The 26,829-nt window shown below is 75.3% G+C and carries 23 protein-coding genes; 7 read left to right on the top strand and 16 right to left on the bottom strand.

Annotated elements, in window-relative coordinates:
* Window positions 1-2 precede the first annotated feature (2 nt).
* Window positions 3-3,332: an ATP-binding protein gene (locus ACIQR3_RS16625; RefSeq protein ID WP_403539100.1), complete on the top strand. Its 3,330-nt coding sequence runs from the start codon at window positions 3-5 to the stop codon at window positions 3,330-3,332.
* On the opposite strand, the gene ACIQR3_RS16620 is transcribed toward ACIQR3_RS16625, so the two are convergent.
* From ACIQR3_RS16620 to ACIQR3_RS16605, 4 genes are all read right to left on the bottom strand, one after another.
* Window positions 3,310-4,107, bottom strand: coding sequence for an ABC transporter permease (locus tag ACIQR3_RS16620; protein WP_403539098.1), 798 nt, complete (start codon window positions 4,105-4,107; stop codon window positions 3,310-3,312). The genes ACIQR3_RS16625 and ACIQR3_RS16620 overlap by 23 nt on opposite strands.
* Window positions 4,104-5,102, bottom strand: a complete 999-nt coding sequence (locus tag ACIQR3_RS16615) for an ATP-binding cassette domain-containing protein (protein WP_403539096.1) — start codon at window positions 5,100-5,102, stop codon at window positions 4,104-4,106. Before ACIQR3_RS16615 ends, ACIQR3_RS16620 begins: the two co-directional genes overlap by 4 nt.
* A gap of 157 nt (window positions 5,103-5,259) precedes the next feature.
* Complete coding sequence (locus ACIQR3_RS16610; RefSeq protein ID WP_215168080.1) at window positions 5,260-6,285, bottom strand: hemolysin family protein; 1,026 nt, start codon at window positions 6,283-6,285, stop codon at window positions 5,260-5,262.
* Window positions 6,282-7,697, bottom strand: a complete 1,416-nt coding sequence (locus ACIQR3_RS16605) for a hemolysin family protein (protein ID WP_403539093.1) — start codon at window positions 7,695-7,697, stop codon at window positions 6,282-6,284. Before ACIQR3_RS16605 ends, ACIQR3_RS16610 begins: the two co-directional genes overlap by 4 nt.
* Window positions 7,698-7,953: 256 nt before the next feature.
* Here ACIQR3_RS16605 and ACIQR3_RS16600 point away from each other — a divergent pair, with 256 nt between their 5' ends.
* A complete protein-coding gene (locus ACIQR3_RS16600; protein WP_403539091.1) occupies window positions 7,954-8,439 on the top strand; it encodes a tellurite resistance TerB family protein in 486 nt (161 codons plus the stop codon).
* A 55-nt stretch (window positions 8,440-8,494) separates the two neighbouring features.
* Window positions 8,495-8,710, top strand: coding sequence for a twin-arginine translocase TatA/TatE family subunit (locus tag ACIQR3_RS16595; RefSeq protein WP_403539088.1), 216 nt, complete (start codon window positions 8,495-8,497; stop codon window positions 8,708-8,710).
* Between the two features lie 16 nt (window positions 8,711-8,726).
* On the opposite strand, the gene ACIQR3_RS16590 is transcribed toward ACIQR3_RS16595, so the two are convergent.
* Window positions 8,727-10,349 carry a right-handed parallel beta-helix repeat-containing protein gene (locus tag ACIQR3_RS16590; RefSeq protein WP_403539086.1) on the bottom strand — a complete coding sequence of 541 codons (1,623 nt, stop codon included), beginning with the start codon at window positions 10,347-10,349 and terminating at the stop codon, window positions 8,727-8,729.
* 112 nt (window positions 10,350-10,461) lie between these two features.
* Between ACIQR3_RS16590 and ACIQR3_RS16585 the strand changes: the two genes are divergently transcribed.
* Window positions 10,462-10,836: a DUF6479 family protein gene (locus ACIQR3_RS16585; RefSeq protein WP_403539083.1), complete on the top strand. Its 375-nt coding sequence runs from the start codon at window positions 10,462-10,464 to the stop codon at window positions 10,834-10,836.
* 95 nt (window positions 10,837-10,931) lie between these two features.
* Here the strand turns inward: ACIQR3_RS16585 and ACIQR3_RS16580 are convergent, their stop codons facing one another.
* The 3 genes from ACIQR3_RS16580 to ACIQR3_RS16570 all read right to left on the bottom strand — a co-directional run bounded on the left by ACIQR3_RS16580 (window position 10,932) and on the right by ACIQR3_RS16570 (window position 14,773).
* Window positions 10,932-12,602 carry a glycoside hydrolase family 13 protein gene (locus tag ACIQR3_RS16580; RefSeq protein ID WP_403539080.1) on the bottom strand — a complete coding sequence of 557 codons (1,671 nt, stop codon included), beginning with the start codon at window positions 12,600-12,602 and terminating at the stop codon, window positions 10,932-10,934.
* 208 nt (window positions 12,603-12,810) lie between these two features.
* Entirely contained in the window at window positions 12,811-13,785 is a 975-nt protein-coding gene (locus tag ACIQR3_RS16575) for a nucleoside hydrolase (RefSeq protein ID WP_403539077.1), read from the bottom strand.
* Window positions 13,786-14,002: 217 nt separating this feature from the next.
* Window positions 14,003-14,773, bottom strand: a complete 771-nt coding sequence (locus ACIQR3_RS16570) for a GAF and ANTAR domain-containing protein (RefSeq protein ID WP_403539074.1) — start codon at window positions 14,771-14,773, stop codon at window positions 14,003-14,005.
* A 135-nt stretch (window positions 14,774-14,908) separates the two neighbouring features.
* Here ACIQR3_RS16570 and ACIQR3_RS16565 point away from each other — a divergent pair, with 135 nt between their 5' ends.
* Complete coding sequence (locus ACIQR3_RS16565; protein ID WP_403539072.1) at window positions 14,909-15,406, top strand: helix-turn-helix domain-containing protein; 498 nt, start codon at window positions 14,909-14,911, stop codon at window positions 15,404-15,406.
* A gap of 16 nt (window positions 15,407-15,422) precedes the next feature.
* Here the strand turns inward: ACIQR3_RS16565 and ACIQR3_RS16560 are convergent, their stop codons facing one another.
* From ACIQR3_RS16560 to ACIQR3_RS16550, 3 genes are read right to left on the bottom strand one after another with little or no spacing between them, the layout of a single operon-like run.
* Window positions 15,423-16,262, bottom strand: a complete 840-nt coding sequence (locus ACIQR3_RS16560; protein ID WP_403539287.1) for a TIGR03943 family putative permease subunit — start codon at window positions 16,260-16,262, stop codon at window positions 15,423-15,425.
* Entirely contained in the window at window positions 16,259-17,278 is a 1,020-nt protein-coding gene (locus ACIQR3_RS16555; protein ID WP_403539069.1) for a permease, read from the bottom strand. Before ACIQR3_RS16555 ends, ACIQR3_RS16560 begins: the two co-directional genes overlap by 4 nt.
* Window positions 17,279-17,321: 43 nt before the next feature.
* Entirely contained in the window at window positions 17,322-18,671 is a 1,350-nt protein-coding gene (locus tag ACIQR3_RS16550; RefSeq protein WP_403539067.1) for a tetratricopeptide repeat protein, read from the bottom strand.
* Between the two features lie 121 nt (window positions 18,672-18,792).
* On the opposite strand from ACIQR3_RS16550, the gene ACIQR3_RS16545 reads away from it, so the two are divergent.
* Window positions 18,793-18,990, top strand: coding sequence for a hypothetical protein (locus ACIQR3_RS16545; RefSeq protein ID WP_403539066.1), 198 nt, complete (start codon window positions 18,793-18,795; stop codon window positions 18,988-18,990).
* 17 nt (window positions 18,991-19,007) lie between these two features.
* On the opposite strand, the gene ACIQR3_RS16540 is transcribed toward ACIQR3_RS16545, so the two are convergent.
* From ACIQR3_RS16540 to ACIQR3_RS16520, 5 genes are all read right to left on the bottom strand, one after another.
* Window positions 19,008-20,477 (bottom strand): extracellular solute-binding protein, encoded by a 1,470-nt coding sequence (locus ACIQR3_RS16540; RefSeq protein WP_403539064.1) that lies wholly within the window; start codon window positions 20,475-20,477, stop codon window positions 19,008-19,010.
* Window positions 20,477-23,203 carry a substrate-binding domain-containing protein gene (locus tag ACIQR3_RS16535; protein WP_403539061.1) on the bottom strand — a complete coding sequence of 909 codons (2,727 nt, stop codon included), beginning with the start codon at window positions 23,201-23,203 and terminating at the stop codon, window positions 20,477-20,479. Before ACIQR3_RS16535 ends, ACIQR3_RS16540 begins: the two co-directional genes overlap by 1 nt.
* Before the next feature lie 4 nt (window positions 23,204-23,207).
* Window positions 23,208-23,552 (bottom strand): hypothetical protein, encoded by a 345-nt coding sequence (locus ACIQR3_RS16530; protein WP_403539059.1) that lies wholly within the window; start codon window positions 23,550-23,552, stop codon window positions 23,208-23,210.
* An 89-nt stretch (window positions 23,553-23,641) separates the two neighbouring features.
* On the bottom strand, window positions 23,642-24,712 hold the full coding sequence (locus tag ACIQR3_RS16525; RefSeq protein WP_403539056.1) for a hypothetical protein: 1,071 nt from the start codon (window positions 24,710-24,712) through the stop codon (window positions 23,642-23,644).
* Between the two features lie 139 nt (window positions 24,713-24,851).
* On the bottom strand, window positions 24,852-26,006 hold the full coding sequence (locus tag ACIQR3_RS16520; protein ID WP_403539053.1) for a PP2C family protein-serine/threonine phosphatase: 1,155 nt from the start codon (window positions 26,004-26,006) through the stop codon (window positions 24,852-24,854).
* 188 nt (window positions 26,007-26,194) lie between these two features.
* On the opposite strand from ACIQR3_RS16520, the gene ACIQR3_RS16515 reads away from it, so the two are divergent.
* Window positions 26,195-26,659, top strand: coding sequence for a hypothetical protein (locus tag ACIQR3_RS16515; protein WP_215172124.1), 465 nt, complete (start codon window positions 26,195-26,197; stop codon window positions 26,657-26,659).
* The last annotated feature ends 170 nt before the right edge of the window (window positions 26,660-26,829 follow it).

Raw genomic sequence — 26,829 nt, 5'->3', positions numbered from 1 at the left:
GCATGACCACCGAGCTGGTACTGCTGTCCGAAGTCCGTTGCCGCGGGCGGGAGATCACCGCCCCGCGGCCGCGCGGTCTGCTGGCCCTGCTGGCGGACGAGGTGCGCACCGGATGCGGCACGGGCCGGCTGGTCGAGGGCCTGTGGCCGGACGAGCGGCCGGAGCGGCCGGCCAAGGCCGTCCAGGTACTGGTCTCCCGGCTCCGCTCGCAGCTCGGCGCCGACCTGATCGTGAGCACGCCGACCGGCTACCGGCTGGCGCTGGACGAACGGCAGGTCGACAGCTCCGCGCTGCTCCTGCACGAGGCGGCGGGCGCGGAACGGGCCGCCGCCGGGGACCACGCGGGCGCGCTGCGGGAGGCCGAGGCCGGTCTCGCGCTGTGGGACGGCACCGTCGGCGCCGGCGCGGGCGAGGACCTGCGCGATCCGGTGGTGGCGCTGCGCACGGCGCGCGCCGGGGCGTACCGCTCCCTGGCCCGCACCCGTGCGCTGGCGCTCGCCCGCTGCGGGCGCCGGGCGGAGGCGACGGCACCGCTGGCGGAGCTGGCCGGCGCTGCGCCGTACGACGAGGAGGTGCTGGCGGAGCTGCTGCGCTGCGAGGCGGCCGGCGCGGGCCGGGCCGCCGCCCTGACCCGGTACGAGAACCACCGCCGTAGGCTCCGCGACGAACTGGGCACCGACCCCGGGCGGGAGCTGAAGTCCGTCCAGCGGGAGCTGCTGGCCGCGGACGCGCCGCCGGTCCGCCACGGCGTGCCGCACGACCCCAACCCGCTGCTGGGCCGGGACGCCGACATCACCGCCGTGTCCGCGCTGCTGCGCACCGCCCGGGTGGTCACCGTCGTCGGCCCCGGCGGGCTCGGCAAGACCCGGCTCGCGCACGCCGTGGCCCGGGCGGCCGAACAGCCCGTCGTGCACTTCGTGCCGCTGGCCGGGGTCACCGACGGTGCCGGCGTGGCCGGCGAGGTGGCCTCCGCGGTGGGCGCCGGGGAGGGACGGCAGTTCGCCGGGGGCGGCCCGGACGTGGTGGGCGGCATCCTCACCGCGCTGGGCGCGGGGCCCGCCCTGCTGGTGCTGGACAACTGCGAGCAGGTGATCGACGGCGCCGCCGACCTCGTACAGGCGCTGACGGCGCGGTCCGCGCGGCTGCGGGTGCTGGCCACCAGCCGGGCCCCGCTGGGGCTGTCCTCCGAGTCCCTGTACGCCCTTCCCGAACTCTCCCCGGCCACCTCCGCCGAGCTGTTCGCGCAGCGGGCGCGGGCGGCCCGGCCCGGCGTGGAGCTGGACCCCGGCGCCGTCGCCGAGATCTGCCGCCACCTGGACGGGCTGCCGCTCGCCGTTGAACTGGCCGCGGCCCGGGTGCGGGTGCTGTCCGTGCCCGACATATCCCGGCGCCTGAGGGACCGTTTCGCGCTGCTGCGCGGCGGTGCCCGGGACGCGCCCGCACGGCACCGGACCCTGCGGGCGGTGGTCGAGTGGAGCTGGAACCTGCTGGAGGACGACGGCCGGGCCGCGCTGCGGGCGCTGTCGGTCTTCCCCCGGGGCTTCACGGCGGAGGCCGCCGAGTATTTCCTGACCGGCACCGGCACCGGCACCCACACCGGCACCCACACCGGCATTGGCACCAACACCCACACCGGCGATGCCCTGGACCTGCTGGAGCGGCTCGCCGGGCAGTCGCTGCTGAAGGTGGACGACAGCCCCGCCGGGGTGCGCTTCCACATGCTGGAGACGCTGCGGGAGTTCAGCGCCGCCCGGCGCGCGGAGGCAGGCGAGGAGGAGGCGGTCACCGGCCGGTTCCTGGCCTGGGCGCGGGACTTCGGACGCGCCCACCACGACGTGCTGTTCAGCGGCGACCCGGTGCCCTCCTGGCACCGCATCCGCGCCGAGCAGGACAACCTCGTCCTCGCCCTGCGGTACGCCCTGTCCCGGTCCGACGGCCCCGCCACCGCCGCCGTCACCGCCGTACTGGCCTCCCTGTGGGCCACCGACACCCACTACGAGCGGCTCGCCGCCCTCGCCGCCGACACCGGCGGCCCGCTCTCCCGGTTCCGGCCCGGACCCGAGGACGTCGAGCCGGCCCGCACCGCGGCGACGGTCTGCGCGGCCAGCCTCTTCATGGGCTACGGCCCGCACGCCGTACGCCAGCTCGTCACCCTGCGCCGGCTACCGCCCGCCCCGCCGGACACGGTGCTGCGGGCGATGGCCCTGGTGCTCCGCGCGTTCCCGGAGATGCGCCCGCCGCGCTACGAGCGGCTGACGGAACTGTGCGAGGCGGACGAACCGCTGCTGGCCTGCCTCGCCTCCGGCACCGCCAGCTACCTCTGGCAGTCCCGGAACGAACCGGAGCGCGCCCTGGAGTACGCCCGCCGGATGCTGGAGGCGCTCGGGCCGCTGGAGAACCCCGCGGTACGGCTGCTGTGCCACGGGCGGATCAGCGAACTGTGCCTGCGCGGCGAGCGGGGCGAGGAGGCGTACGTCCATCTGCGGGCCGCGCTCGACGCGTTCGGCGGGTCCGGGGACTGGACGGACCTGATCGGGGTCCGCTGGGGACTGGTGCTGGCCTGCCTCCAGCGCGGGGAGCCCGACGAGGCGGAGTACTGGCTGCGGCTCGCCTCCCTGGACCGGAGCGCCTCGGACCCCGCCACCGTCTACACCCCCGACCTCGTGGCCCGCGCGGAGATAGCGCTGGCCCGGGGGCTGACCGAGGTGGGGCTCGGGCTGTGGCGCCAGGCGGTGGAGCGGCTGCGGGAGGACGGCTCGCAGTACGCCGGCGATCCGTTCATGGACCCCTGGTCGCTGGAGGTGCGGTCGGCCGCGGTGGCGGCGCACGCGCTCCAGGGGCGGCCGGCACCGGTCGCGGGGCTGGTGGCGGAGTTGCGGGGGGAACTGCTGGGGGTGCTGCCCGGGGCGGGTACTGGGGCGGGGACGGGGACGGAGACGGAGACGGAGACGGAGACGGGGGCAGGATCGGGGGATGCCTCCCCCGACGGGGGTCCTGCCGACGCCCCCGGCGGTGGCCCCGGTGGTGGCCCCGGCGGTGCCCCCGCCGGTGGCCCCGCCGAACTGCCGCCGTACGGCACGGTGCTGCTGGCGCTCGGGCTGGCCGGGCTGGCCTCGGGGGACGCGGCGGCCGTGCGGCTGGTGGCGCTGGCGGAACGGCTGCCGCTGGTACGGGAGTTCCCCGCCCTGTCCGCCGCCCGGGCCCGGCAGGCCGCCGAGGACGCCGACCGGGCGGCGTACACCGAGGCGAGGTCGGCGTACGCCGCCCTGGGGCGGGAGGAGCTGTGGGCGCGGGCGGCGCGGGAGCTGCTCAGCGCCGCGGCTCGCGGGTGAACAGGGCCCTGGACCACAGGTACCCGAGCACCACCAGCCCCAGCGACCAGCCCAGCGCCAGGACGGCGTCGGCCGTCCCGATGCCCGTGCCGCACAGCAGGCCGCGCAGCGTCTCGATGACGGGCGTGAACGGCTGGTACTCGGCGAACCAGCGGAACCAGCCCGGCATCGCGTCCACCGGCACGAACGCGCTGCCCAGCATCGGCAGCAGCACCAGCGGCAGGCCGAGGTTACTGGCGCCCTCGGCGTTGGGGCTGGCCAGTCCGATGCCGACCGCGATCCAGGTGACGGCCAGGCTGAACAGGGCCAGCAGCCCGGCCGCCGCCAGCCACTCCACGGGCGTCGCGCCGGACCGGAACCCGAGGGCGAACCCGAGGGCCAGCACCAGCACCAGGGCGCCCAGCGTCTGGATCACGCTGCCCAGGACGTGGCCGGTCAGCACCGAGGAACGGGAGATCGCCATGGTGCGGAACCGGGCGATGATCCCCTCGGTCATGTCCATCGCCACCGACACGGCGATGCCCAGGGCAGTGCCGCCGACGGTCATCAGCAGGATGCCGGGGAGCAGGTAGGCGAGGTACTCGGCGCGGTCGGGACCGCCGCCGTCGATGCCGGCGCTCATCACGTCGCCGAAGACGTAGACGAAGAGCAGGAGCAGCATGACCGGGGTGAGCAGGAGGTTCAGGGTGAGGGAGGGGTAGCGGCGGGCGTGCAGGAGGTTGCGCCGCAGCATGGTCAGGTTGTCGCGCAGGGCGTGGCCGGAGGGCGTGCTCATCGGACGGTCTCCTCGGTCTTGTCGGTCTTGGCGGTCTTGGCGGGTACGGCGTTTCCGGTCAGGGCGAAGAACACGTCGTCCAGGTCAGGGGTGTGCACGGACAGCTCGTCGGCCTCGATCCCGGCCGCGTCCAGCCAGTCCAGGACCGCGCGCAGCTCGCGCTGGCTGCCGTCGCTGGGGATGTGCAGGGTGAGGGCCTGGTCGTCCCGCGTCGTCTCGCGCAGCGCCTCCGCGGCCCGCCCGTACGCCACCGGGTCGGCGAACCGCAGCCGCACGTGCCCGCCCGGCACCAGCCGCTTCAGCTCCTCCGCGCTGCCCTCGGCGACGAACCGGCCGCCGTCCAGGACGGCGATCCGGTCGGCGAGCTGATCGGCCTCCTCCAGGTACTGGGTGGTGAGGAAGACCGTCGTACCGCCGGAGACCAGGTCCCGGATGATCTGCCACATGGTGTGCCGGGAGCGGGGGTCGAGCCCGGTCGTCGGCTCGTCCAGGAAGATGATCCGCGGGTCACCGACCAGCGTCATGGCGATGTCCAGCCGCCGCTTCATGCCGCCCGAGTAGGTCGAGGCCGGCTTCTTCGCCGCGTCGACCAGGTCGAACCGCTCCAGCAGCTCGGCGGTGACCCGCCGCCCCTCCCCCGGGGACAGGTGGTGGAGGTCGGCCATGAGCAGCATGTTCTCCTCCCCGGTGATCAGTCCGTCCACGGCGGAGAACTGCCCGGTGACCCCGATCGCGGCCCGCACCGCCTGCGCCTCGGCGACCAGGTCGTGCCCGGCGATCCGCGCCTGTCCGGCGTCGGCGGAGATCAGCGTGGAGAGGATGTTGACCACCGTGGTCTTGCCGGCGCCGTTCGGTCCGAGCAGGGCGAACACCGAGCCGGCGGGGACGGCGAGGTCGATGCCGTCGAGGACGGTCTTGTCGCCGTAGCTCTTGCGCAGCCCGGCGGCGGAGATGGCGGGCTCGTGGTGCCCGGTGGGGCGCTCTGTCGTCGTCATGCGAAGAGCGTGCGGGCGGGCCGGTTCAGAAGGGCTTCCGTCCGGTTTCAGCCGGGCCGGCGGCCGCGCGCGGCGGTGAAACCGGCTTGGGGAACGGAGGGCACTCCGGGCCGAAGTGCCCTCCGTTCCTCCAGGTCCGGGGCGTTCCCGCCGCCGGTCAGCCCACCGGCTCCGCCGCCGGGCCCACCAGTTCCGTCAGGACGTCCTCCATCGTCACGAAGCCGAGGACCGTGCCCGTCTCCCCCGTCACCGCCGCCAGGTGGCTGCCCGTGGCGCGCAGGGCGGTCAGGGTGTCGTCCAGCGGGGTGTCGATGCGGACGCGGGTGACCGGGTGCAGTGCCGTGCGCGGGAACGGGCGGTCGCGGTCGGTCAGGCCCAGGGTGTCCTTGATGTGGAGGTAGCCGAGCAGCGTGCCGCTGGGGCCGCTGACCGGGAAGCGGGAGTAGCCCGCCTCGGCGGCCAGCCGCTCCAGCTCGGCCGGGGTGACGGTGTGGGTGACCGTACGCATCTGCTGCGGCGGGACGAGGATCTCGCCGACCGGGCGGGTACCCAGTTCCAGCGCGTCGCGCAGCCGTTCGCCGTCGGCCGGGGCGAGCAGCCCGGCCTCGCTGGCGTCGTCCACCATGCGGGCCAGCTGGTCGTCGGTGAAGACGGCCTCGACTTCGTCCTTCGGCTCGACCTTGAGCAGTTTCAGCAGGGTGTTCGCGAAGGCGTTGATGCCGAAGATCACCGGCTTGAGCGCCCGGGTGAGGGCGACCAGCGGCGGGCCGAGGACCATCGCGGTGGCGGCCGGGGCGGCCAGCGCGATGTTCTTCGGGATCATCTCGCCGATCAGCATGTGCGCGTACGTGGCGAGCGTCAGGGCGATCGCGAAGGCGATGGGGTGCACCAGCGCGTGCGGGACGTGCACCGCCTCGAAGGCGGGCTCCAGCAGGTGCGCGATGGCCGGTTCGGCGACCGCGCCCAGCACCAGCGAGGAGACGGTGATGCCGAGCTGGGCCGTGGCCAGCAGCGCGGAGATGTGCTCCAGGCCCCACAGCGTCATCCGGGCCCGCTTGTCGCCCTCCTGGGCACGCGGCTCGATCTGGCTGCGCCGTACGGAGATCAGGGCGAACTCGCCGCCCACGAAGAACGCGTTGGTCACCAGCGTCAGGGCGCCGATGAGCAGCTGCACGACGGTCATCGGACGGCCTCCGTACGGTCCTGGCGGTCCTGGCGGTCCTGCCGCTGCTCCTGCTGTTCCTGCCGCTGTTCCTGATGCTCCTGCCGCTGCTCCTGATGCTCCTGCCGCTGTTCCTGCGCGGGTACGGCCGGCGGCGCGGTGATGCGCAGCCGGTCGGCGCGGTGGTGGTCGACGCCGAGGACGTCCAGCCGCCAGCCGTCCAGCTCCACGGCGTCGCCCTTGGCGGGGATGCGCGTGAGATGCGTGGCGACCAGTCCGGCCAGGGTCTCGTACGGTCCCTCCGGCGCGGACAGGCCGATCGTGGCGAGCTGGTCGATGCGGACCGAGCCGTCCGCCTCCCACGCCCCCTCGCCGGCGGGCTGGAGGTCGGGGGCCTCGACCGGGTCGTGCTCGTCGCGGACCTCGCCGACGACCTCCTCGACGATGTCCTCCACCGTGGCCACGCCCGCCGTGCCGCCGTACTCGTCGATGACGACGGCCATGGTGCGGGCGGCGCGCATCCGCTCCAGGAGACGGTCGGCGGGCAGGCTGTCGGGGACCAGGAGCGGGGCGGTGGCCAGCTCGGTGACCGGCGTGGCCGCCCGCCGCTCCGGCTCCAGGGCCAGTACGTCACGGATGTGGACGGTGCCGATGACCTCGTCCAGGCTGTCCCGGTAGACCGGGAAGCGGGACAGGCCGGTGGCGTGGGACAGGTTGGCGGCGTCCGCGGCGGTGGCGCGCGCCTCCAGGGCCTTGACGTCCACGCGGGGCGTCATCACGTTCTCCGCGGTCAGCTCGCCCAGGTGCAGGGTGCGCACGAACAGCTCGGCCGAGTCCGCCTCCAGGGCGCCCTCGGCGGCCGAGTGCCGGGCCAGGGCGACCAGTTCCTCGGGGCTGCGGGCGGAGGCCAGCTCCTCGGCGGGCTCCAGGCCGAAGCGGCGTACGACGCGGTTCGCGGTGTTGTTCAGGTGGCTGATGAACGGGCCGAAGGCGGCCGTGAAGCCGCGCTGCGGCGTGGCCACCACCTTGGCCACGGCCAGCGGCCGGGAGATCGCCCAGTTCTTGGGGACCAGCTCGCCGACGACCATCAGCACGACGGTGGAGACGGCCACGCCGAGCACGGTCGCCACGGTGGACGCGGCACCGCCCAGGCCGATCGCCTCCAGCGGGCCGCGCAGCAGCGCGGCGAGCGACGGCTCGGCGAGCATGCCGATGACCAGGGAGGTGACGGTGATGCCGAGCTGGGCGCCGGAGAGCTGGAGGGTCAGGCGGCGTACGGCCTTCAGGGCGCCGTCGGCGCCGCGCTCGCCGTTCTCGGCGGCGCGCTCCAGGTCACCGCGCTCGACGGTGGTGAGGGAGAACTCGGCCGCGACGAAGACGGCGCACAGCAGGGTGAGGAGGACGGCCAGCAGGAGCAGCAGGACCTCGGTCACCGCGCCACCCCCGCTCCCACGAGGTCCGCGGTGCTGTCACCGGGAGTATCGGGAGTATGGCTACGGCCGGTACTGGGAGGTTCCATTACGGAACGGGGCTCCTTTGACGGGTATCGAGGGAATGATGCGTCCCATGGTAAAGGACGGGCAAAGCTTTGGGGAGGCTCTACTCGACTGTAGAGAACGGTCCGGCGGGCCCGCTTGTTCCCGGCATTCCCTGGTAGCTTCTACATCACTGTAGAGGAATGGAGTGCTCATGGCCCTGTGGGACCGCCTCAAGGAGTCGGCGTCGCAGATGCAGACCCAGCTCGTGGCGAAGAAGAACGACCTGAAGAGCGGCGCCTTCCGCGACGCGAGCATGGCCATGTGCGCCCTGGTCGCGGCGGCTGGGGGCACCTCCCGCGCTTTCGGCAGCGGGGGAGGCACGGTCGACCCGGCCGAGCGGCAGCGGGTGGCCCAGCTCATCGCCACCAACGACGTGCTCCAGAACTTCCCCGCCGACGACCTGCGCCGCCGCTTCGAGCAGAACCTGGACAAGTTGACGGCCGACTTCGCGTTCGGCAAGGTCAGCGTGTTGCAGGAGATCGCCAAGGCGAAGAAGAAGCCCGCCGAGGCACGTGCGGTGGTCCAGATCGGCATCGTCATCGGCGGCGCCGACGGGGACTTCGACAAGGACGAGCAGGCGGTGGTGCGGGAGGCGTGCTACGCCCTCGACCTGCCGCCGCACGAGTTCGATCTCTGACCGGCCGGGACCCAGGAACCGGACGCGGGAACCGGACCCAGGAACAGGGGGCGCAGTGTTCGGACTGAGCGAACTGGCGGTCATCCTCATCGTCATCGCCGTCGTCGTGGGCGTGAAGAAGCTGCCGGAACTGACCCGCTCGGCGGGCAAGTCCGCGCGCATCCTCAAGGCCGAGGCGCGCGCGATGAAGGAGAGCGAGCCGCCGGGCGAGCCGAAGGTGATCCGGGGCGAGGCGATCCGCAAGGACCCGCCGGGGAACGGCGAGGGCTGACGAAGGAGCGCCCCCCTCACCCGTCGTTGTCCCGCCACCGCCCGCCGGCCGGGGCCGCGTCGAACCGGGTGGCCGAGGAGCCGTTGCCGCCGAAGTCGTTGCCGCAGACCCGGCCGCCCGCCCAGACCGCGTCCTCGGTGATCCACAGGGCGTGCGCCTGGGTGCGCGGGTGCCCGTCGTCGCGGACGCGGTTGCCGTGTACGCAGGGATGGGCGACGGGCGCGGCGACGGTGAGGCCGGCCCGGGGAGCGGGGGCTTCGGGAAGCGCGTAGGCGGAGCCGTCGGCGGGGGTGCCGTCGGGCCAGGCGGTGGGCGCGCCCGGCCGGGCGGGGGCGAGGGTCAGCTCCGTCGCGGTGTTGCCCGTGACGAGGGCGGCGGTGTCCCCCACCGCGACCCGCTTCCCCAGGTGGCCGTCCGGCGGCCAGTCGGCGCCGTCGTCGGTCAGGGACAGCGGCCCGTACCGCACGCCCGCGCCGGCCCCGGACGCCGCGGGGGCGGCCCGGCGGCCGTTGTCGCGGACGCGGTTGCCGAGGAAGGCCGGTTCGCGCAGCGCGGCGTCGACGCGGACGCCGTCCAGACCGTTGCCGCGGATCTCGTTCGACTCCAGCACGATGTCGGTGGCCGGCTCCTGGTCGCCGCCGGCCAGGTTGTGCTGCCAGTACCCGTACCGGCCGTTGCCGCTGATCCGGTTGCCCCGGAAGGCGTACGGCCCCGGGGTGTTGCCGAGCGCGACACCGTCCTGGACGTTGCCGTCGACGACACACCCGGTGACGATGCCGCCCCGCCCGCCGACGCTCGTCGTCCCCTGCGCGGACACGTCGAAACCGGCGACGTGGTTGCCGACCATCACGCACCCGGTGACCAGCAGCCCGTCGGCGCCCCAGTCGGAGATGCCGTAGCGGTTGTCCTCGGTGTGGCAGGCGGTGACGCGGATGCCGCGGGGCGGGGTCCACTCCTCCTGCTGGAGTTCGAAGAAGATCCCGTTGGTGCCGTTGCCGGTGGCGGTGCAGTCGGTCACGGCGAGCCGCTCGACCGGCCCCCACCCCCCGATGCCGATGCCGATCCCGGCGCCGCCCCACCCCTCCCCCGGGTCCTGCCGCCCGCACCGCTCGACCAGCAGCCCCTCGACGACGGTGTCCTGGAGGAAGTCGCAGCCGAACCCGGTGGCGGCGGTGTCGTGGATGTACAGGTCACTGAACCGCGCCCGCCGCACGTACTGCATCCCGAGCCCCTTGGCCAGCACCTCGTACCCCTCCGTGCGCACCCCCGACCCGTCGATCTCGAAGTGGGCGAAGGTGAGGTCGGCGAGGTGGTTGCCGGGACCGGCGCCGTGCTGGGCGGCGGTGAACCAGGCCAGCGGCACCGGCGCCGTCGGGGCGCCGGGGTTGCGCAGCACGAAGCAGGTGGCCCCGCGCCCCGCCCCCACCAGCGAGACACCGCTGCGCCACACCACCGCCCGGTCCTGGACGACGTACCGCCCGGCGGGGACGTACACGGTGCGCGGCCGTCCGTCGGCGGCGACGGCGTCACCGAGCGTGTCCACGAGCTGCTGCAACGCCGGCCCGTCGTCGGCCGAGCCGTCCCCGACGAGGCCGTACGCGCGGGCGTCGGCCGTGAGCGGCACAGTCAGGACACTCATAGGGCCTCTCCTTCCACCGCCGCCCGGGTACCAGCACCCCGCCCTCCCCAATCCCGGTGCACAATCCCGACTTTCTATCGCTTTTCACCCGTACTGGGGCGATAATCACACCATGAGTACGGCAACGTATGAACTGCTGGCCGCAACGCAGCACACGCTCAACATGACCGCGGCCTTCCTCGGCGGGCTGGTGATCGCCGGCGCGCTGATCTGGGCCGTACGCGTCGGCATGCGGGTCCTGGACCGGGACACCAGCCACCCGCGCCCCGACGAACAGCCCAGGCTCCCCCTCACCGGCCCGGTGCACGAGGAACGGGAGATGCGGGAACCGGACGACGTCCCCGTGATGGCCGACGGAGGCGCACGGCTCATGCCGTACGAACTCCACCCCGCGAGCACCCGCCGAGGCAGGGACCAGACCCGGCGCCGCTGGCTGCCCGGCTCCACGGGCTCCTTCGGCGGCGGCGGCCTGCCACGCGGTCTGTGAGCGGGAACAGCACCCGCACCCTTGTCCTCGCCCCGCTCCGATGAGCGGGGCGAGGCCTTTTCCGCCGGCGGAGGCGGGCCGGGCGGTACGGGCGCCTACAAGGCCAGCCACACCGTCGTGTCGGGGCCCAGCCGGCCGTCCACCAGGGGCGCGCTGCTCAGCAGCACCTCGCCCGCCGGGAGGTCGACCACCCGGTCGGAGAGGTTGGCGACGCAGCGCCAGCCGGGTGAGCGGTCGAAGCGCAGGACGCCCGGCGGGACGTCGTCCGACCAGGTCAGGGTCTCGCCGTCGAGGAGCTTGCGGCGCAGGCGCAGGGCCGTGCGGTACAGCTCCAGGGTCGAGCCCTCGACCCCGTCCTGGGCCTGGACGGCGTACGCCGCGAAGGACGGCGGCTGCGGCAGCCAGGCACCGGCCGCGCCGAAGCCGTACGACGGGCCGTCCGTCGTCCACGGCAGCGGCACCCGGCATCCGTCACGGCCCTTGCGGACGTGCCCGGTCTGCTCCCAGATCGGGTCCTGGAGGACCTCGGTGGGCAGGTCCGCGACCTCGGGCAGGCCCAGTTCCTCGCCCTGGTAGAGGTACGCCGAGCCGGGCAGCGCCAGCATCAGCAGGTTCGCGGCGCGGGCGCGGCGCAGGCCGGCCGCCTCGTCGAGGGCGGGGGCGGTGCCGCCGGACAGCAGCCAGGCGTCGGGGTCGGTGCCGGGCGGGAGCATCAGCCGGGAGACGGGGCGGACCACGTCGTGGTTGGCCAGCACCCAGGTGGCGGAGGCCCGGGCGGCGGCCGCGTCGGCGAGCGAGTTCTCGATGACCTCGCGCAGCTCGGCGGCGTCCCAGGCGGCCTTCAGGTACTCGAAGTTGAACGCCTGGCCCAGTTCGTCCGGGCGGGCGTACAGCGCGCGCCGGGCGCCCGGCACCCACGCCTCGGCGACCGCCATCCGGGGCGGGGTGTAGGCGTCGAGGATCTTGCGCCAGTCGCGGTAGATCTCGTGGACGTCGTCCCGGTCGTAGAAGGGGTGGGTGCCGGGCTCGAACTCGCCGAGCGCGGCCTCGTCGCTCAGCTCGGGGGCGCCGAGGTCGCGCAGCGGTTCGGTGAGGTCCTTGGCGAGGGCGTGCGCGACGTCGACCCGGAAGCCGTCGACGCCCCGGTCCGACCAGAACTTGAGTGTGGTGCGGAAGTCGGCGCGGACCTGCTCGTTCTCCCAGTTCAGGTCGGGCTGCTGGGGGGCGAACAGGTGCAGGTACCACTGCCCGTCGGGCACCCGCCGCCAGGCGCTGCCGCCGAAGACGGACTGCCAGTCGGTGGGCGGCAGTTCGCCGCTCTCGCCGCGTCCGTCGCGGAAGACGTAGCGGTCGCGGGCGGCCGAGCCGGGCCCGGCGTCCAGCGCCTCGCGGAACCAGGGGTGGCGGTGCGAGGTGTGGTTGGGGACGAGGTCGACGATCACCTTCAGGCCGAGGCGGTGCGCCTCGGCGGTCAGCGCGTCGAAGTCGTCCAGGGTGCCCAGGCGCGGGTCGACGTCCCGGTAGTCGTCGACGTCGTAGCCGCCGTCGGCCAGCTCGGACGGGTAGAACGGGCTCAGCCACAGCGCGTCCACGCCGAGCGCGGCCAGATGGGTGAGGCGCTGGGTGATGCCCTTCAGGTCACCGAGCCCGTCCCCGTCGGCGTCGGCGAAGCTGCGCGGATAGATCTGGTAGATGACGGCCTGCCGCCACCAGTTGGGGTCCTGGGACGACAGGTCGGGGGTGCCGGATGCGGTGCGTACGGTCACTCGGTTCCCTTCGCGGTGCGTGCGGGCGACACGAGTAGGTCTGTCCACATCGCCGGAAAGGTGAACATCCGGGTACGCCGGGTCACGCCGGGGCCCGAGGGTGTCCGCCAGGACGGATCCGCCGCCGGGACGGCACGACCGCGCGCGGGAGACGCCCATGACGGTGCGGTTGCCCTGTACACCACCGCCGCGAGAAGGGAGTGCGATCCTAAATCCCCTCGACCGCGTCCAGATACAGGGCCACGTACCGTTCCACGTCGACTTCCAGGGCCACGTCGACCAGCGGCTGCTCGCGTGCGTCGCCGTGGAGTTCGGACTCGCCGGGGCGGGCGCGGCGGTCCACCAGGGTCTGGCCGCGGGCCGGGCCCGGGGAGAGGACCACCTCGACCGGGAGGCGGTGGGTGGTCAGGCCGGCCGGGTCGATCACCGCGCAGACCGCGCCCGCGTCGCCGAGGCCGCCGCCGGGGTCCGCCTCGTCGGTGGCGGGGCCGCGGTGGGTGAGCAGGGCGCCGGCGAGGCGGGTGCCGGGGTCGGTGCTCGCGCGCAGGCGGCGGACGTCCGCGCCGGGGACGACGACCCGCTCGAACACGTCCAGGCCGTACATGGTGATCGGCACCCCGGCGGTGAGCAGGATCGCCGCCGCCTCGGGGTCGTGCCAGACGTTGAACTCGGCGACCGGCGTCGCGTTGCCGGTGGCCACCGCGCCGCCCATGAAGACGATCCGCTCGATGTTGCGGGTGACCTCGGGGTGGGTGCGCAGCAGCAGGGCGATGTTGGTGGCGGGCGCGGTGGGGATCAGGGTGACCGGGCGGGGGGAGGCGAGGATCTCCCGGCGGAGGAGGGAGACGGCGTCGGTGTCGACCGGGGTGCGGGCGGGGGCCGGCAGGCCCAGGTCGCCCATGCCGTCGTGGCCGTGGACGTGCCGGGCGGTGCGCACCGCCTCGATCAGCGGGCGCTCGGCGCCGCGGGCGACGGGGATACCGGGGGCGCCGGCCTGTTCCAGCACGGTCAGGGTGTTGCGTACGACGCCGTCGACGTCCGTGTTGCCGGCCACGCAGGTCACCGCGCGCAGGTCGAGGCGCGGATGGCGGACCGCCAGCAGCAGGGCGAGGGCGTCGTCGATTCCGGTGTCGCAGTCGATGATCACCGGGATGGGCGTCGGTCGCTGCGGGTCGGTCGGCACGGTACGGGGCTCCTTCGGCGCGGCGGGGGCTGTGGCGAACTCCGGGGCCCGACCTTACGCGGGGACAGGGGCGTCGGGGGCGAGGCCCGGGGGGGGCGGCGGGGCGGGGGCAGCGGCGGGGCGGGGGCGGGGCGGGACGAGGGGCAGCGGCGGGCCGGGAACCGGTGGCGGGCCGGGGAGCGGCAGGGCCGGGGACCGGCGGCGGAACCGGGGCGGTCTACTCGTCCGGGCTCAGGCGCCGGCGGTGGGTGATCACGTCCTGGGCCGCCTCCTGGACCGTACGGCCCCGGGCGAACGCGTCGCCGCGCAGGCGGGCCAGGGCCTCGTCGGAGCCGACGCCGAGCTGGGCCATGATCATGCCGACCGCCTGGTGGATCCGGTCGTGGCCGGTGGTCAGGCCGTTCAGCCAGGACAGGCCGCCCGGAGGGCCGTCGTCGTCCTCCTCGTGCGGCAGCGCCATCAGGGCCATGGTCATCACGCCGGCGACCAGCCGCGCCGTCCGCAGTTCCTCGCCGCTGAGCCCGCCGGGGGTGTCCCGGTAGAGGTCGAGGGTGCCGAGGCACACCGAATCGCTGCCCAGCGGCAGCGCGTACACCGCGCGGACCCCGGCCGCCGCCGCCTGCTGGGCGTAGACGGGCCAACGGGCCGCCTCCGGTTCGGCCGTCACGTCGCGCACGAGCACCGGGGCACCGGTCTGCGCCGCGTGCACGCAGGGCCCGTCGCCCAGGGTGGCCTGGATCTCCGCCACCCGGCCGGCCCGCTCGCCGCTGGCGCACAGCGGCACCGGTACGCCGTCGCTGCGCAGCGACGCGCTCGCGCCGGACAGCGGCAGCAGCCGGACCACGACCTCGCACAGCCGGGCCGGCACCTCGCCGGGCGGGGCGTCGCCGACGCTCTCCGCGATCAGGTCGGCGACCCGGCCCGCGTCCGCTCGCCCAAGCCGCTCGGGCCGGTCGGCGGGCCCCTGGGAATCGTCGCTGGGCGACACGCCACCCGCCTCCTTCGCCGACCCGGAAGGCCACCTCGGCAGCGCCCGACTACCCGTGGCCGACCAGGCGAAACCGTGCCCGCCCCGCTCGCCGTTCTTGCAAGGCCCCTTGCCGTATCGGGCATGCTGGCGGCCATGAGCAGCACCGGCGGGGACACCGGCACCGGGAAACAGGACCGGCTCGCCGCCGTCGGGCCACGGCTGCGGGAGCTGCGGCGCCGGCGGGGCCTGACACTGGCCCGGCTCGCCGAGGAGACCGGCGTCAACGCGAGCACGCTCTCCCGCCTGGAGGGCGGCACCCGCAAGCCGGCCCGGGAGATCCTGCTGCCGCTGGCCGAGGTGGCCGAGGTGTCCCCCGGCGGCGTGCAGGCGCACAAGCTGCTGATCCCGCCCCGGCCCGGCACGGAACCGGACCTGAAGACCCACGAGGGCTTCGAATGGGTCTGCGTCCTCGCCGGCCGGCTCCGGCTGCTGCTGGGCGACCGGCGCCTGGTGCTCAGGGCGGGCGAGGCGGCCGAGTTCGACACCCACGTCCCGCACCGGCTCGGCCCCGACGACGACCGGACCGTGGAACTCCCCGTCCTGTCCGGCCCCCAGGGCGAGCGCGCCCACCTCCGGGCCCGCACCACCTGACGGGCGGGCAGCGCCGCTACGGCCGTTCGTACGGGTTCGCCGGCTGCGTCACCCGCCGTACCTGTGCCGCGTCCACGACCGGCGGCCAGGCCTCCTCCGAGCCGAGGGTCCCCTCCGGGCGCCATGTGCCGGTGACCGTGACCCAGGAGCCGTCGTCCGGGGCGTCGGCCGCCGCGTCGCCGCGGACCTCGACCTTGCTGGTCGTGGCGTCGGCGGCGCAGCAGGTGACCAGGAGCCGGGTGACGTACCAGGTGCCGTCGTCGTCGCGGGTGACGAAGCCGGTCAGGCGGACGGTACGGCCCTTCAGGGAGCGTCCGCTGTCGTAGATCGCGCGGGACGAGAACTCGGCGAGGGTCAGCTCCACCGGGTCCCCGGACGGCAGCGCGGGGAACGTGCCGACGCCCTGGGCGGCGCGCTGGGCGGCCTCGCGTTCGGCGCTGTAGGTGCCGAGGGCGGGCGGCGGGAAGAGGAGCAGGGCGAGGGCGGGCAGGGTGAGCAGCCAGGCGACACGGGGGCCGGCCGCGCCGTGACTGTGGCCATGGCCGTCGTCGTCATGGCCGTAGCCGTCGTCGTCATGACCGTGGCCGTCGCCGTCATGACCATGACCGTTGCCGTCATGACCATGACCGTCGTCGTCATCATGGCCGTGGCCATGGCCGTCGTCGGGCGCCTCCCCCCGTGGGCGCCGCGCGCACACCGAGACCGCCGCCAGCAGCACCAGTACCGCCCCGGACAGGATCAGGTAGGGCCGCAGCCCCTCCTGCACGTACCGCAGGTACAGCTCCGAGAAGAGCGAGATGCGCAGCACCGCCGCGCCGGTCAGCACCAGCAGAACCGCCGGTCCGTACCGCCTCACAGCAGCCACCACCCCACCAGCACACTGCTCGCCACCGCCACCACCCACGTCACCGACGCGAACCGCACCGCGAACGCCCGACCGAAGGTGCCCGTCTGGAGCGCGATCAGCTTCAGGTCCACCATCGGGCCGACCACCATGAACGCCAGCCGGGCCGTCGGCGAGAACCCGCTCAGCGACGCCGCCACGAACGCGTCCGCCTCGCTGCACACGCACAGCACCACGGCCAGCACCGCGAGCAGCAGCACCGACAGCCAGGCCGAGCCGGTGAAGACGTCCAGCACGGAGCGGGGCACCGCGATGTTGAAGGTGGCCGCCGCCCCGGCGCCCACCACCAGGAAGCCGCCCGCGTGCAGGAAGTCGTGCCGCAGCCCGGTCAGGAACCCGCCGAGGCCGTACGACGATCCGGTCCCCGTCGGCCGTTTCGGCAGCCGCAGCCACTCGTCCTTGCCGAAGCGCGCCCACAGCCAGCCCATCACCACCGCCGCCGCGAGGGAGGCCAGCAGCCGGGCCGCCACCATCGACGGCTGCCCGGGGAAGGCGATGGACGTCGCCACCAGCACGACCGGGTTGATCGCGGGCGCGGAGAGCAGGAAGGCGAGGGCCGCGGCCGGGGCGACCCCGCGCCGCATCAGGCTGCCCGCCACCGGCACCGACGCGCACTCGCACCCCGGCAGCACCACGCCCGCCGCGCCCGCGACCGGCACCGCGAGCGCCGGGTTGCGGGGCAGCAGCCGCCGGAAGACCCGGTCGGGCACGAACGCGCCGATCGCCGCCGACACCACCGTGCCGAGCAGCAGAAACGGCACGCCCTGGACGACGACGGCGGTGAACACCGTCCACCAGGCCGCCACCGCCGGGGTGTACAGGTCGAGGGCGACGACCGGGCCGAGCACCGAGACGACGGTGGCGACCGCGATCAGCGCGGTGCCGCCGACGACGGCGTACAGCAGCGCGCGCAGCACCAGCCGCAGGGCGTCGGCCGCCGTCCGCCCGTCCCGGAACCGGTTTTCCATTCGCGCAACCTAACCGAACCCCCTGTGCGCCGGCTCGCACGTCTCACAGCGGAGGCTGTGCGGGCGCGGGGCCCAGGGTGGTCGTCCCGGGCGCCGTACGGTGGCCCAGGCCCGTGCGGTACGCGTCCAGGGCGGCCTCCGTACGGCCGGTGCGGCGCAGCAGGTCGCCCAGCAGCCGGCACAGGTCGGCCAGGTCCCCGGCGGCGCCCGCCCGCTCCAGCAGGCTGAGCGCGCGCACGTAGTGCTCCTCGGCGGCCTCGGTGTCCCGGGCCTCCTCGGCCATGATGCCCAGCAGCCGGTGCGCGCCGGCCGCGTGCACGGCGCCGCGCTCGGAGGTCAGGTCGTCCAGCACGGTGCGCAGCAGGGCGGCGGCCTCCTCGGACTTGCCGCGCCGGCGCAGTACGTCGGCCAGTTCGACGGCGGCCTGGCTGGTGTAGAGGGCGGCGCGCTTGGCGGAGAGCATGTCCAGCGCCTGCCGCAGCTCGGCCTCGGCGTCTTCGAGGCGGCCGTTCTGCGCGTAGACGTAGCCGCGCATCCAGTGGCAGTTGGCCAGTTCGGTGCGGAGCTGGAGCGTGCGGTACAGCTCGGCGGCCTTGGCCAGGGAGGCGTCGGCCTCGGCAAGGCGGCCCTCGGCGACCAGGGTGCGGGCGACGGACCGGTGCATCCGGGCGACCAGCGCCGGGTCGCCGGCCTGCGGGGCCAGGGCGAGGGCCAGTTCGGCGGCCTGCGCGGCCCGGGCGTGCGCGCCCATGTCCATGTACGGGCCGATGGCGCTGGCGTAGAGGAGGAGCAGGGCGTCGGGGTCGTGCAGGCCGGCGCGGTTCAGCTCGTCGAGGGTGGATTCGAGGAGGTAGACGGCGTAGCGCAGCTCTCCGGCGAGGTAGTGGGCCAGCGCCCTGCCGCGCAGGGCCGGGACCCGGGCGGGCAGCGGGGCGCCGGTGTCGGTCAGGCGGCGTTCGGCCCGTTCGAAGTACTCCCGGCCGCGGGTCAGCTCGCCCTGCTCCACCGCGCACTCCCCGAGCCCGAGCAGCGCGGCGGCCTCGATGTCGGTCAGCCCGTGCGCCTCGGCCTCGGTGAGCAGTTCGGCGTAGTTCTCGGCCGCCGCCTCGGTGGCGCCGGTGGCCAGGGTGCGCTGGGCGCCGGTCAGCCTCAGGCGCAGGTCGGTGGCGAGGTGCGGCGGGCGGCCGGTGACCAGCTCCTCGAAGGTGACGCCGAGCCGTCCGGCGATGTGCCGCAGCGCCTCGTCGGAGGGGCGGACGCGGCCGGCCTCCAGGGTGGAGACGTAGGCGGGGGTGTAGGCCGGTTCGGCCAGCTGCCGCTGGGTCAGGCCGCGGTCGGTCCGCAGCCGCTGCACCCGGCGTCCGATGACCGCTGGATCGTCCCGGTCCTCCATCGCCAACTCCCCCTGTGCCCCTTGCCGTTCGGCACCCCCGGCCCTAGGTTAAACCGAGAGTTAAGCGTGTTTAACACACCGCCGTACATCGCTGTACCCCTCTCGTCCGATTCCCGTTCCCGTGGACCGCTGCTGCGAGGTCGCCGTGCTCGAACGCCCACGCACCGCCGAGCGCTATGTCCGTGCCGTCGCCGCCGCCGTCGCCGCCACGGCCTGTCTGCTGCTGGCCGCCACCACGGGCGGCCCGGCGCGGTCGGCGGACGAACCACCGCGCACGCCCCGCCCCGCCGCCCCCCGGCTCGACGGACCGCACACCTGAGGCGTCCTCGTCCCGCCCTAATCCGGCAGCGCCCGCCGCAGCGCCGCGTCCAGCCGTTTCGCCAGCGTCGCGTCGTCCGGCGGATCGGTGCCGAACAGCGGCCCTAGCTGCGCGGTGAAGGTCTGGGTGAACGCCCCGTACAGCGGGGTCCGCGGCCGCTGCACCGCCCGCCGCAGCGCGGGGAGCAGCACGGAGGCGGCGTAGGCGGGCCGGTCGGCGGCGTCCCGGGGCATCCGGTCGGGCCGCTCCCCGCTGGGGGCGGCCGACGGGGTCCCGGCGGTGTCCACCGGGCACCGCACGTCGTCGTCGGTGTACGCCGAGACCCGCGTCGCCGCGAACCCCGCGTCCAGCAGACAGCGTTCGCTCTCCTTGCCGGTGAGGAACTCGATCAGCTCGGCCGCCTTGTCCGCCCGCCGGGAGGCGGCCGTCACCGCCAGGTTCTGGCCGCCCAGCACCGCCCGGCCCGGCAGCGCCGTCACCCCCAGCTGACCGGCGGAGAAGCTCTGGTGCAGGGTGCGGTACACCCACGGCCAGTGCCGCAGGAAGGCGGTACGGCCGTCCGCGAAGTCGGCGAGGGAGGCCGCCTCGTCGGACTGCGCGGCGTCGGCGAGGGTGTACGGCGTGGCCGTGCGGCGGCGCAGCTCGGCGACGCCGCGAGTCAGCTCCTCGACGGTCGCCGTGTAGCGGCCCTCGTCGTCGGTGAGCGGCACGCCGCCCGGTACGGCGGCGAACGCCTCCACGGCGTTGACGGTGCGGCCCTCGTAGGCGGCGAGCTGGGTGGTCCAGCCCTTCTCGTAGCCGGGGACGTCCCGCTCGTCCAGGGCGTCGATCAGCGTCTCCAGTTTCCGCCAGTCGGTCACCCCGGCCAGCTCCGTCCGCTCCAGGCCGGCCCGCGCGAGGTGGTCGCGCCGGTAGTAGAGGAGGCCGACGTCGCTGTTGAACGGGACCGCGTAGACCTTCCCGTCCCAGCGCGCGGTGCCGGCCACCGAGTCCACGACGTCGTCGTCGACCAGCGCCTCGGGCAGCGGGCGGACCAGGCCGGCGGCGGCGAACTCCGGCACCCAGGTGACGTCCAGGTTGACCACGTCGTAGGCGGAGCTGCCGGACTGGAGGGCGCCGAGCAGCTGGCCGCGCTGCTCGTCGGCGCTGCCGGGGAGTTCCACCAGGCGGGCCTGGTAGTGGCTGCCCGCCTTCTCCTGCCGTTCGTTCCAGGCGTCGATCAGCCGCCGGCGGACCCCGTTCTGCCCGGTGACGTCCCGGCCGCTGGCGACCACGATGGAGCCGGGCACGTCGTCGGAGGGGGCCGGTCCGGTACCGTCGCCGCCTCCCGTGCAGGCGGCGGAGGCGAGCAGGACGGCGGCCAGCAGCAGGCCGATCGGGCGGCGGAACGGGCGGCCCAGCGGGCGGCGGAACGCACGGCCCAGCGGGCGGCCCAACGGGCGGACGAGCGGGCGGACGAGCGGGCGGACGAGCGGGCGGCGGGGCATCAGTTCTCCTCCCCCGTTCCGGTGCGGGCGACCTCGTCGTGCAGGGCGGCGCCCGGGTCGTCGCCGGCGTCCAGGCAGCGTCCGCCGCTGGCCTCGGCGATCCGGGCGTCGGGCCGGCCCGGGTCGCAGCCGCCGCCCGCCAGGGACACCATCGTCACCGGCACGTCGGCCGCGCGGGCCGCGTCGAGCACGGCGTCGAGCCGGTCGCCGCGCAGCCGGCCGGCGTCCTCGTCGTCGGTGACGTACACGATCAGGCCGGTCCGCTCCCGCTCGGCGTCGCGCCGCTCCATGTGGTCGAGGGCGGCCAGCAGGGCCCCGTGCGGATCGGCGTCGTCGGCGGACCGGGTGACGGCGGCCCGGTCCAGGGCCCGCTCGGCGTCCCGCCGGCGGTGCGGTCCGGTCGCCAGCAGGGTGTCGTACGGGTCGTCGCCCGTGCCGTACACCGCCCACACCCCGTACTCGTCGCGCGACCCGAGGCCGCCCAGCGAACGGGCGATCAGGCCGGGGCCGCCGCTCGGCCCGTCCCAGACGTCGCGCATCGAACGGGAGCTGTCGAGCAGGAACAGCACCCGGCCGGGCCCGTCGACGTCCCGGTAGGCCTCCAGCGCCGCCTCCATCGCGTCCCGTCCGGCCGGTTCGATCAGCGGGGCCGGGGCCGCCAGCACCCCCGCGGCCCGGCCGTCCTCGTCCAGCAGCGCCCGCTCCCCGTCCGCCGCCCGGAACCCGGCCTCGGCGAACACCTCACGCCCGCCGGTCCGGGTGAGCCACCGGCGGAAACCGTCGGCGGCGGCGTCCCGGTCCGCCGTGTCGCGGTCGGCGCCCCGCCAGCGCACCCGGACGAAGACCGGCTCAAGGCCGGGTACGTCGCCCGGGTACTGGGCCATCCGCGGGGTGCGCCGCGCGCTGTCGCAGCCGACACCGCTGCGCATCAGGAACTCGGGCACCAGGGCGGCGGTCCGGTCGTCCACGGCGTCGTCGTCGGGCAGCGCGCACAGCAGCTCGGCGGCGGTCGGGGCGGGCGGGCCGGACTGCGCGACCCGGCGTTCGGCACCGGCCGCGTCCCGGGCTTCGGCGCCGGAGTGGGTGCCGTACAGGCCGATGGTGGCGAGCAGCCCGGTGTCCGCGAACTCCGGGTCCGGGCGGCGCACCTCGGCGTCCGCGCGACGTTCGCGCAGGGCGTCGATCATGCGGTTGAGCGCGACGGAGACCCGTTCGTCCTGCGACTCGGCGGCCAGCTCCTGCGGGACGGCGAGGACGACGGGCGAGTACGCGAACGGCTGCCGGTCCTCCTCCAGCGCGGCGACCGCGTCGGTGTCCCGGCCCGACGCCGCGCGGGCGACGTCGGCGGGGGAGGAGGGTATCCAGACGTCCGGCTGCGGGCCCACGTCGCGCTGCGGGTTGGGGTCGTCGCCGGGTTCCTGCCAGGCACCGGTCTGCCGGCGCAGCGCGGTGACCGCGTCGGCGGTGCCCGCGCTGTAGACGGTGAGGCCGGCGCGGCGGCAGCCGTCGTCCGTGGTGTTCTCGTCCGAGGTGAGGTAGGCGTCGGCGGCGGCGCGCACGGTCGGCTCCAGGTCGGGGTCGGTCAGCACGCGCAGCTCCGGGGGAGGGGCGCAGGTCACGCCGGAGCCGGGCGGGGAGACGAGCCGGTAGGTGCCGATGCCGGCGGCGGCCAGGGCGAGGGCGAGCAGGGCGACGAGGACGGTCGGCAGCCGGCGCCCGAACAGGTACAGCGCGGTCACCGCGCCGGCCACGGCGCCGGCCACGGCGGAGGCCACCGCCACGAAAGCGGCGGCCGTCCGGTCGAGGAGTCCGGGCCGGCGGGATCCGTCCGGTCCGTCCCCCTCCCTGACCTGCTTTTCCGGCTTCTTCCCCGGCTTTTCCGGCTTCTTCCCCGGCTTTTCCGGCTCGGTCGGCCCGGGCGGCTCGTCCGGGGCGGCGGACGGCGCCCACAGCAGTACGTCCTCCCCCGGCTCGGACCGGCTCTGCGGCTCCCACGGCGCCGACCGCACCGTACGGTGGCCGCCGGCCGCCATCCCCTCGCGCAGCGCCTCGGCGAGCCCCCCGAACCACAGCCCGCCGCCGCCCCGCCCGTCCCGCCCGTCCCGCCCGTCCCGTCCGTCCCGTCCGTCCTGCTCCTCCAGCACCCGCAGCAGCTCCGCGGTGAACGGCGTCGGCGTGCCCGGGGCGCCCGCGTCGGTGCGGTGGTTGGCCTGCACGCTCATCAGCAGCAGGACCCGCCGCTTCTCCCGGAAGGTCTCCCACAGCCAGGCCGCGTTGCCCGCGAAACAGCAGTCCAGCACGATCACGATCCGCCGGGCCGGACCGGCCGCGAGCATCGTCAGCACGTTGGAGAACAGCTCCGCGCCCGGGAACACCGCGTGCCCGCCCGCCACCACGCTGGCGTTGCGCATCTGGAGGAACAGCTCGTCGCCCGCGCTGGGGATCGCCCCGTGCCCGGCGAAGTACAGCAGCAGGACGCCCTCGGCCTCGTCGGCGGCGGAGCGCAGCTGCCGGTTGAAGTCGTCCAGCGTCGGCGACCGGGACAGCGTGATCTCCCGCTCGCCGAAGACCCGGCCCCGCTGCAACGCGTCCCGCAGCCGGTTGAGGTTGTGCTTGACCGCGGGCAGGTCGCAGGGCACGCCGGACGGCGGCTCCGTGAAGTCGTACTCGGACACCCCGACCAGCAGCGCCCGGTTCACCTGCCCGCGCGGGTCGAAACCGGCCACCGGCCTACCTGTCGTCGGGGTTCACCGGGTCGACACGGCCCTCGGGCGGTTCGCCGTCCTCCACCTCGCGCCGATTGGTCCGCCAGGCCTCCACGGCCCCCTTGACCTGGTCGAGCAGTTCGCGGAACACCACCGAGGCGGCTCCCGACGTCACCGCCACGACGATCTCCATCCCGACGCCCATCGGGGCGCCGGACTCGTCCGTGTGCGGGCGTTCGTGGATGCGCAGCCGCCCGGCGCGGACCAGCTCGTCCAGCGGCTTCTCCCGCTCCAGCCACTTGCGCAGGGCCCCGATGTCGCTCTCGGTGGCGGTGCCGTCCAGCCGAACCCGGATGTCCTGTGTGGCCACTTCGTCCCCCTTAGCCATAACTCACCATCATGGCACCGGGAATGCGCAAGGGGGAGGGGTCGGACCGGCCGGACCGGCCGGACCGGGGTTCAGCCCTGGGTCTGCAACTGGTCCAGCTGCTTGCGTACGTGGTCCAGGGCGCCCGCGCGCCGGCCGGGCACCCGGCTCCGCAGCTCGGCCAGCACCTGGCCCAGTTCACGGGCCCGGTGCGGGTCACGGATCTGCCCCCACTGGTGGTGGGCCCGGTCCACGGCGGCCTCGACGGCGGGCGCGTCCGCCGCCTGCCCGGAGTTGAGCCGCATCCGCGCCACCTCCAGCCAGCCCCGGCAGCTGCGCACCGGGTCCCCGGCGAACATCGCCAGGTCGGCGCGGACCTCCGTCCAGTGCAGCGCGTCCTCGGAGGCCGGCCCGTGCGTGTAGGCGGCGGCCCGCTCGTGGGAGGCGGCCAGCGCGTCGGCGTCGGCGTGCCGCCCGGCCTGCACGGCCGCGGTGACGGCGTCGTGCGGGTCGCCGGGGGCCGGGCCGGGCACCGTCAGCACCAGGTCGGGGACGCGGCCGCCCCCGCCCTCGGCGGCGGCGCGGGCCAGCGCCTGCTCGTGCAGCTGCTGCAACGGCGGCCGGTGCCCGCTGCGCAGGATGGTCGCGACCCCGCGCATGTACGCCGGGACCGCCGTCCCGCGCCGGGACGGGGGCGGCGCGACGCGGCCGTAGACGGCGTTGTTGCGCCCGCAGTCCAGCGGGTGCCGCTGGAGCCACTCCCAGGTCTCCTGGTCGGCGTGCAGGTCGAGGACGAGCGTCGTGGCCCCGGTCGGGCGCAGCCGCAGCTCCTCCTTGATCCAGTGCCAGGGCAGGGCGGTGTAGCGGACGGTGGCCGGGGTGGTGCGGGCCAGCGCCAGGTGCGGCAGGTGCTGGCGGCGGTCGGTCTGGAGCTGTCCGGTGACGTACACGGTCAGCGGGCCGGGCGCCGCGGCGGCGGCCCGCAGCCGGGTCAGCACGGCCTGCGGGTCGAGCGGGTCGGCCAGTTCGATGACGTTGGCGGTGTCCGTCCCGGACAGCACCGGGGGCGGCACGGCCGCGAGGACGGGGAGCACCGAGGCCGCGTCCACCAGGCGTCCCTTGCCCACGGGCGAAGCCGCCAGCAGCAGCACGGTTCCGGGCATGTCCCCTCCCCTGTCGATCACGTACGTCAGCACCGTAACCGCTGCGGCTGCGAAGAGGGGCACCCGGCGGAAAGTGTGACCCCCGCCCCGGCCGGAGCCGGGGGCTCGCGGACATCGCGCGAACCGCCCGCCGCGCCCCTCACGCCCGGTACCGGCGCCGGACGGCGAACACCGTCGTGTCGTCGCCCAGCCGCCCGCCGCAGTGCCGCAGCGTGCCGTCGCGCACGAGGCGCACGAGCCGGCGCGGCGCGGTGTTGCGGGCGTCGGCGGCGACGGCCCGGGCGACCTCCTCGGCGTGCCGGTAGAAGCCCCCGTCCCGGTCCCTGGCCTCCGTCACCCCGTCCGTGACCAGCAGCAGCGTCTCGTCGGCGGCCAGCTCCAGCCGGCGCACCGGCGGCGGCCCCGAGCCGAGTTCGGCCAGGCCCAGCGGCAGCCCGCCGTCGACGGGCAGCTCCCGTACGCCGCGCGGGCCGACCGCGAGCGGCGGTTCGTGGCCGAAGACGACGGTGTCGACGGCGCCGGGCGCCCGGGGCGGGAAGCCGACCAGCACGGCGGTGGCGAACCGGTCGCCGCCGCCCGCCCGGCCGTGCACCGCCGCGGTGTGGCCGCGGTGCCGCGTCATGCGCACCTCCAGCCGCTCGGCGACCGTCGCCAGGTCCGGCTCGTGGTAGCCGGCCTCGCGGAAGGCGCTGAGCAGCGCCGCCGCCGTCTCGACCGCGCCCAGCCCCTTGCCCTGCACGTCACCGACGAGGACGCGGGTGCCGTGCGGGCCGGGCTGGATGTCGTAGAAGTCGCCGCCCACCCGGGCCTCGGCGTCGGCCGGCAGGTAGACGGCGGCGTGGTCGAGGCCGCCCCAGCCCGGCGGCAGCGGGCGCAGCACCACGCGGCGGGTGGTGTCGGCGACGTCCCGGATGTGCAGCATCCGCCGCTCCCCGCGCACCCGCAGCACACAGGCCAGGGTGGCCAGCAGCCCGCCCACGGCGACGAGGATGAAGTCGGGCAGCCCGCTCTGGTACTGGTGCGGCCAGGCGCTGTCCACGGTGTAGTACGTGGCGACGGCGAGGGCCGCGTAGACGGCGGTGCCCCACACCCCGCACAGGGCGGAGGCGATCCCGGGGACCAGCACGATCCAGGAGATCATCCGGAACTCGCCGCCGGTGTTCGCGTCGGCCGCCGCGACGCCGGTCAGCAGCAGCAGCGGCGGGACCCAGCCGACGCCGAGACCGCCCACCCGCACCAACGGGTTCCGGTGCGCGGCACCCGGGTCCCCGGACAGCCGGCCGGTCCGTCCCATCCGTCCCGTCCGTCCCGGCCTGCCGCGCGACGGCCGGCTCACCGGCCTCATCTCACCGGCCCCCTCAGGACGCGACCGCTCACCCGCCCAGCGAAGCACGCGCCCGCGGCGCCCGCATCCTGAGTTGCCCGGGCGCGGCACCGGGTGTGACCTGGTAGGCGGGGGCCAGGACAGAGAGGAGCGTCCTCATGGCGCACGCGGAAACCGGCTACGGCGGTACGACGAGCAGGCGGGGCCGTGGGACACGGGCACCGGCGCCGGACTCCGACGTCTTCGGTCCCCGGACCCACCTGGTGGCGAAGTGGGCGGTGCCGGTCCTGCTGGGGCTGGTCTACGGCTGGTGGGCCGCGGCCAACCGGCGCCACGGCACCGAGATCACCGGCTGGAACCTGCTGTTCGGCTGGCTGACCACGCTCGTCTTCGTGGTGCTGTACTCCGTCGTCCGCGCGGTGGCCGCACGGCTGCGGCGCGAGCAGCACGCGCTGCTGTGGGCCGCGTTCACCGGCTGCGCGGTGGGCTTCCTGATCAACCAGTCCGGCCGCAGCGTGCTCCTGTCCGCGGGCATCTCGGTGGCGGTGGCGGCGGCCATGTTCGTCACGCTGTTCTACCGCTACTACACCCACGAGGACGCGACCGGCCACCGCCTGCCTTGACCGACCCGCCCCTCGGCGGCCCGGCGGCCGGGGAGCCGGGCCCGGCGGCCAGGGACAGCCGGGTTCCGCGGCTCGGCGGCCGGGAACGGCCGGGCTCGGCCGCCGTGGGCGACCGCGCCGGCGGCCTGGCCGGTGTGCGCCTCGCGCCCACCGGCCAGGGCGGCGTCCCA

This window comes from Streptomyces sp. NPDC090994 (genome assembly GCF_044768905.1).
Taxonomy (GTDB): Bacteria; Actinomycetota; Actinomycetes; order Streptomycetales; family Streptomycetaceae; genus Streptomyces.
The sequence above is the reverse complement of the archived record's forward strand: the minus strand, read 5'-3'. Positions and strand labels throughout refer to the sequence as shown.

Coding starts and splice junctions, on each gene's coding strand:
- ACIQR3_RS16625 (WP_403539100.1), top strand. CDS start 3: ATGACCACCGAGCTGGTACTGCTGTCCGAAGTCCGTTGCCGCGGGCGG.
- ACIQR3_RS16620 (WP_403539098.1), bottom strand. CDS start 4,107: ATGAGCACGCCCTCCGGCCACGCCCTGCGCGACAACCTGACCATGCTG.
- ACIQR3_RS16615 (WP_403539096.1), bottom strand. CDS start 5,102: ATGACGACGACAGAGCGCCCCACCGGGCACCACGAGCCCGCCATCTCC.
- ACIQR3_RS16610 (WP_215168080.1), bottom strand. CDS start 6,285: ATGACCGTCGTGCAGCTGCTCATCGGCGCCCTGACGCTGGTGACCAAC.
- ACIQR3_RS16600 (WP_403539091.1), top strand. CDS start 7,954: ATGGCCCTGTGGGACCGCCTCAAGGAGTCGGCGTCGCAGATGCAGACC.
- ACIQR3_RS16590 (WP_403539086.1), bottom strand. CDS start 10,349: ATGAGTGTCCTGACTGTGCCGCTCACGGCCGACGCCCGCGCGTACGGC.
- ACIQR3_RS16585 (WP_403539083.1), top strand. CDS start 10,462: ATGAGTACGGCAACGTATGAACTGCTGGCCGCAACGCAGCACACGCTC.
- ACIQR3_RS16565 (WP_403539072.1), top strand. CDS start 14,909: ATGAGCAGCACCGGCGGGGACACCGGCACCGGGAAACAGGACCGGCTC.
- ACIQR3_RS16555 (WP_403539069.1), bottom strand. CDS start 17,278: ATGGAAAACCGGTTCCGGGACGGGCGGACGGCGGCCGACGCCCTGCGG.
- ACIQR3_RS16550 (WP_403539067.1), bottom strand. CDS start 18,671: ATGGAGGACCGGGACGATCCAGCGGTCATCGGACGCCGGGTGCAGCGG.
- ACIQR3_RS16540 (WP_403539064.1), bottom strand. CDS start 20,477: ATGCCCCGCCGCCCGCTCGTCCGCCCGCTCGTCCGCCCGCTCGTCCGC.
- ACIQR3_RS16525 (WP_403539056.1), bottom strand. CDS start 24,712: ATGCCCGGAACCGTGCTGCTGCTGGCGGCTTCGCCCGTGGGCAAGGGA.
- ACIQR3_RS16520 (WP_403539053.1), bottom strand. CDS start 26,006: ATGGGACGGACCGGCCGGCTGTCCGGGGACCCGGGTGCCGCGCACCGG.
- ACIQR3_RS16515 (WP_215172124.1), top strand. CDS start 26,195: ATGGCGCACGCGGAAACCGGCTACGGCGGTACGACGAGCAGGCGGGGC.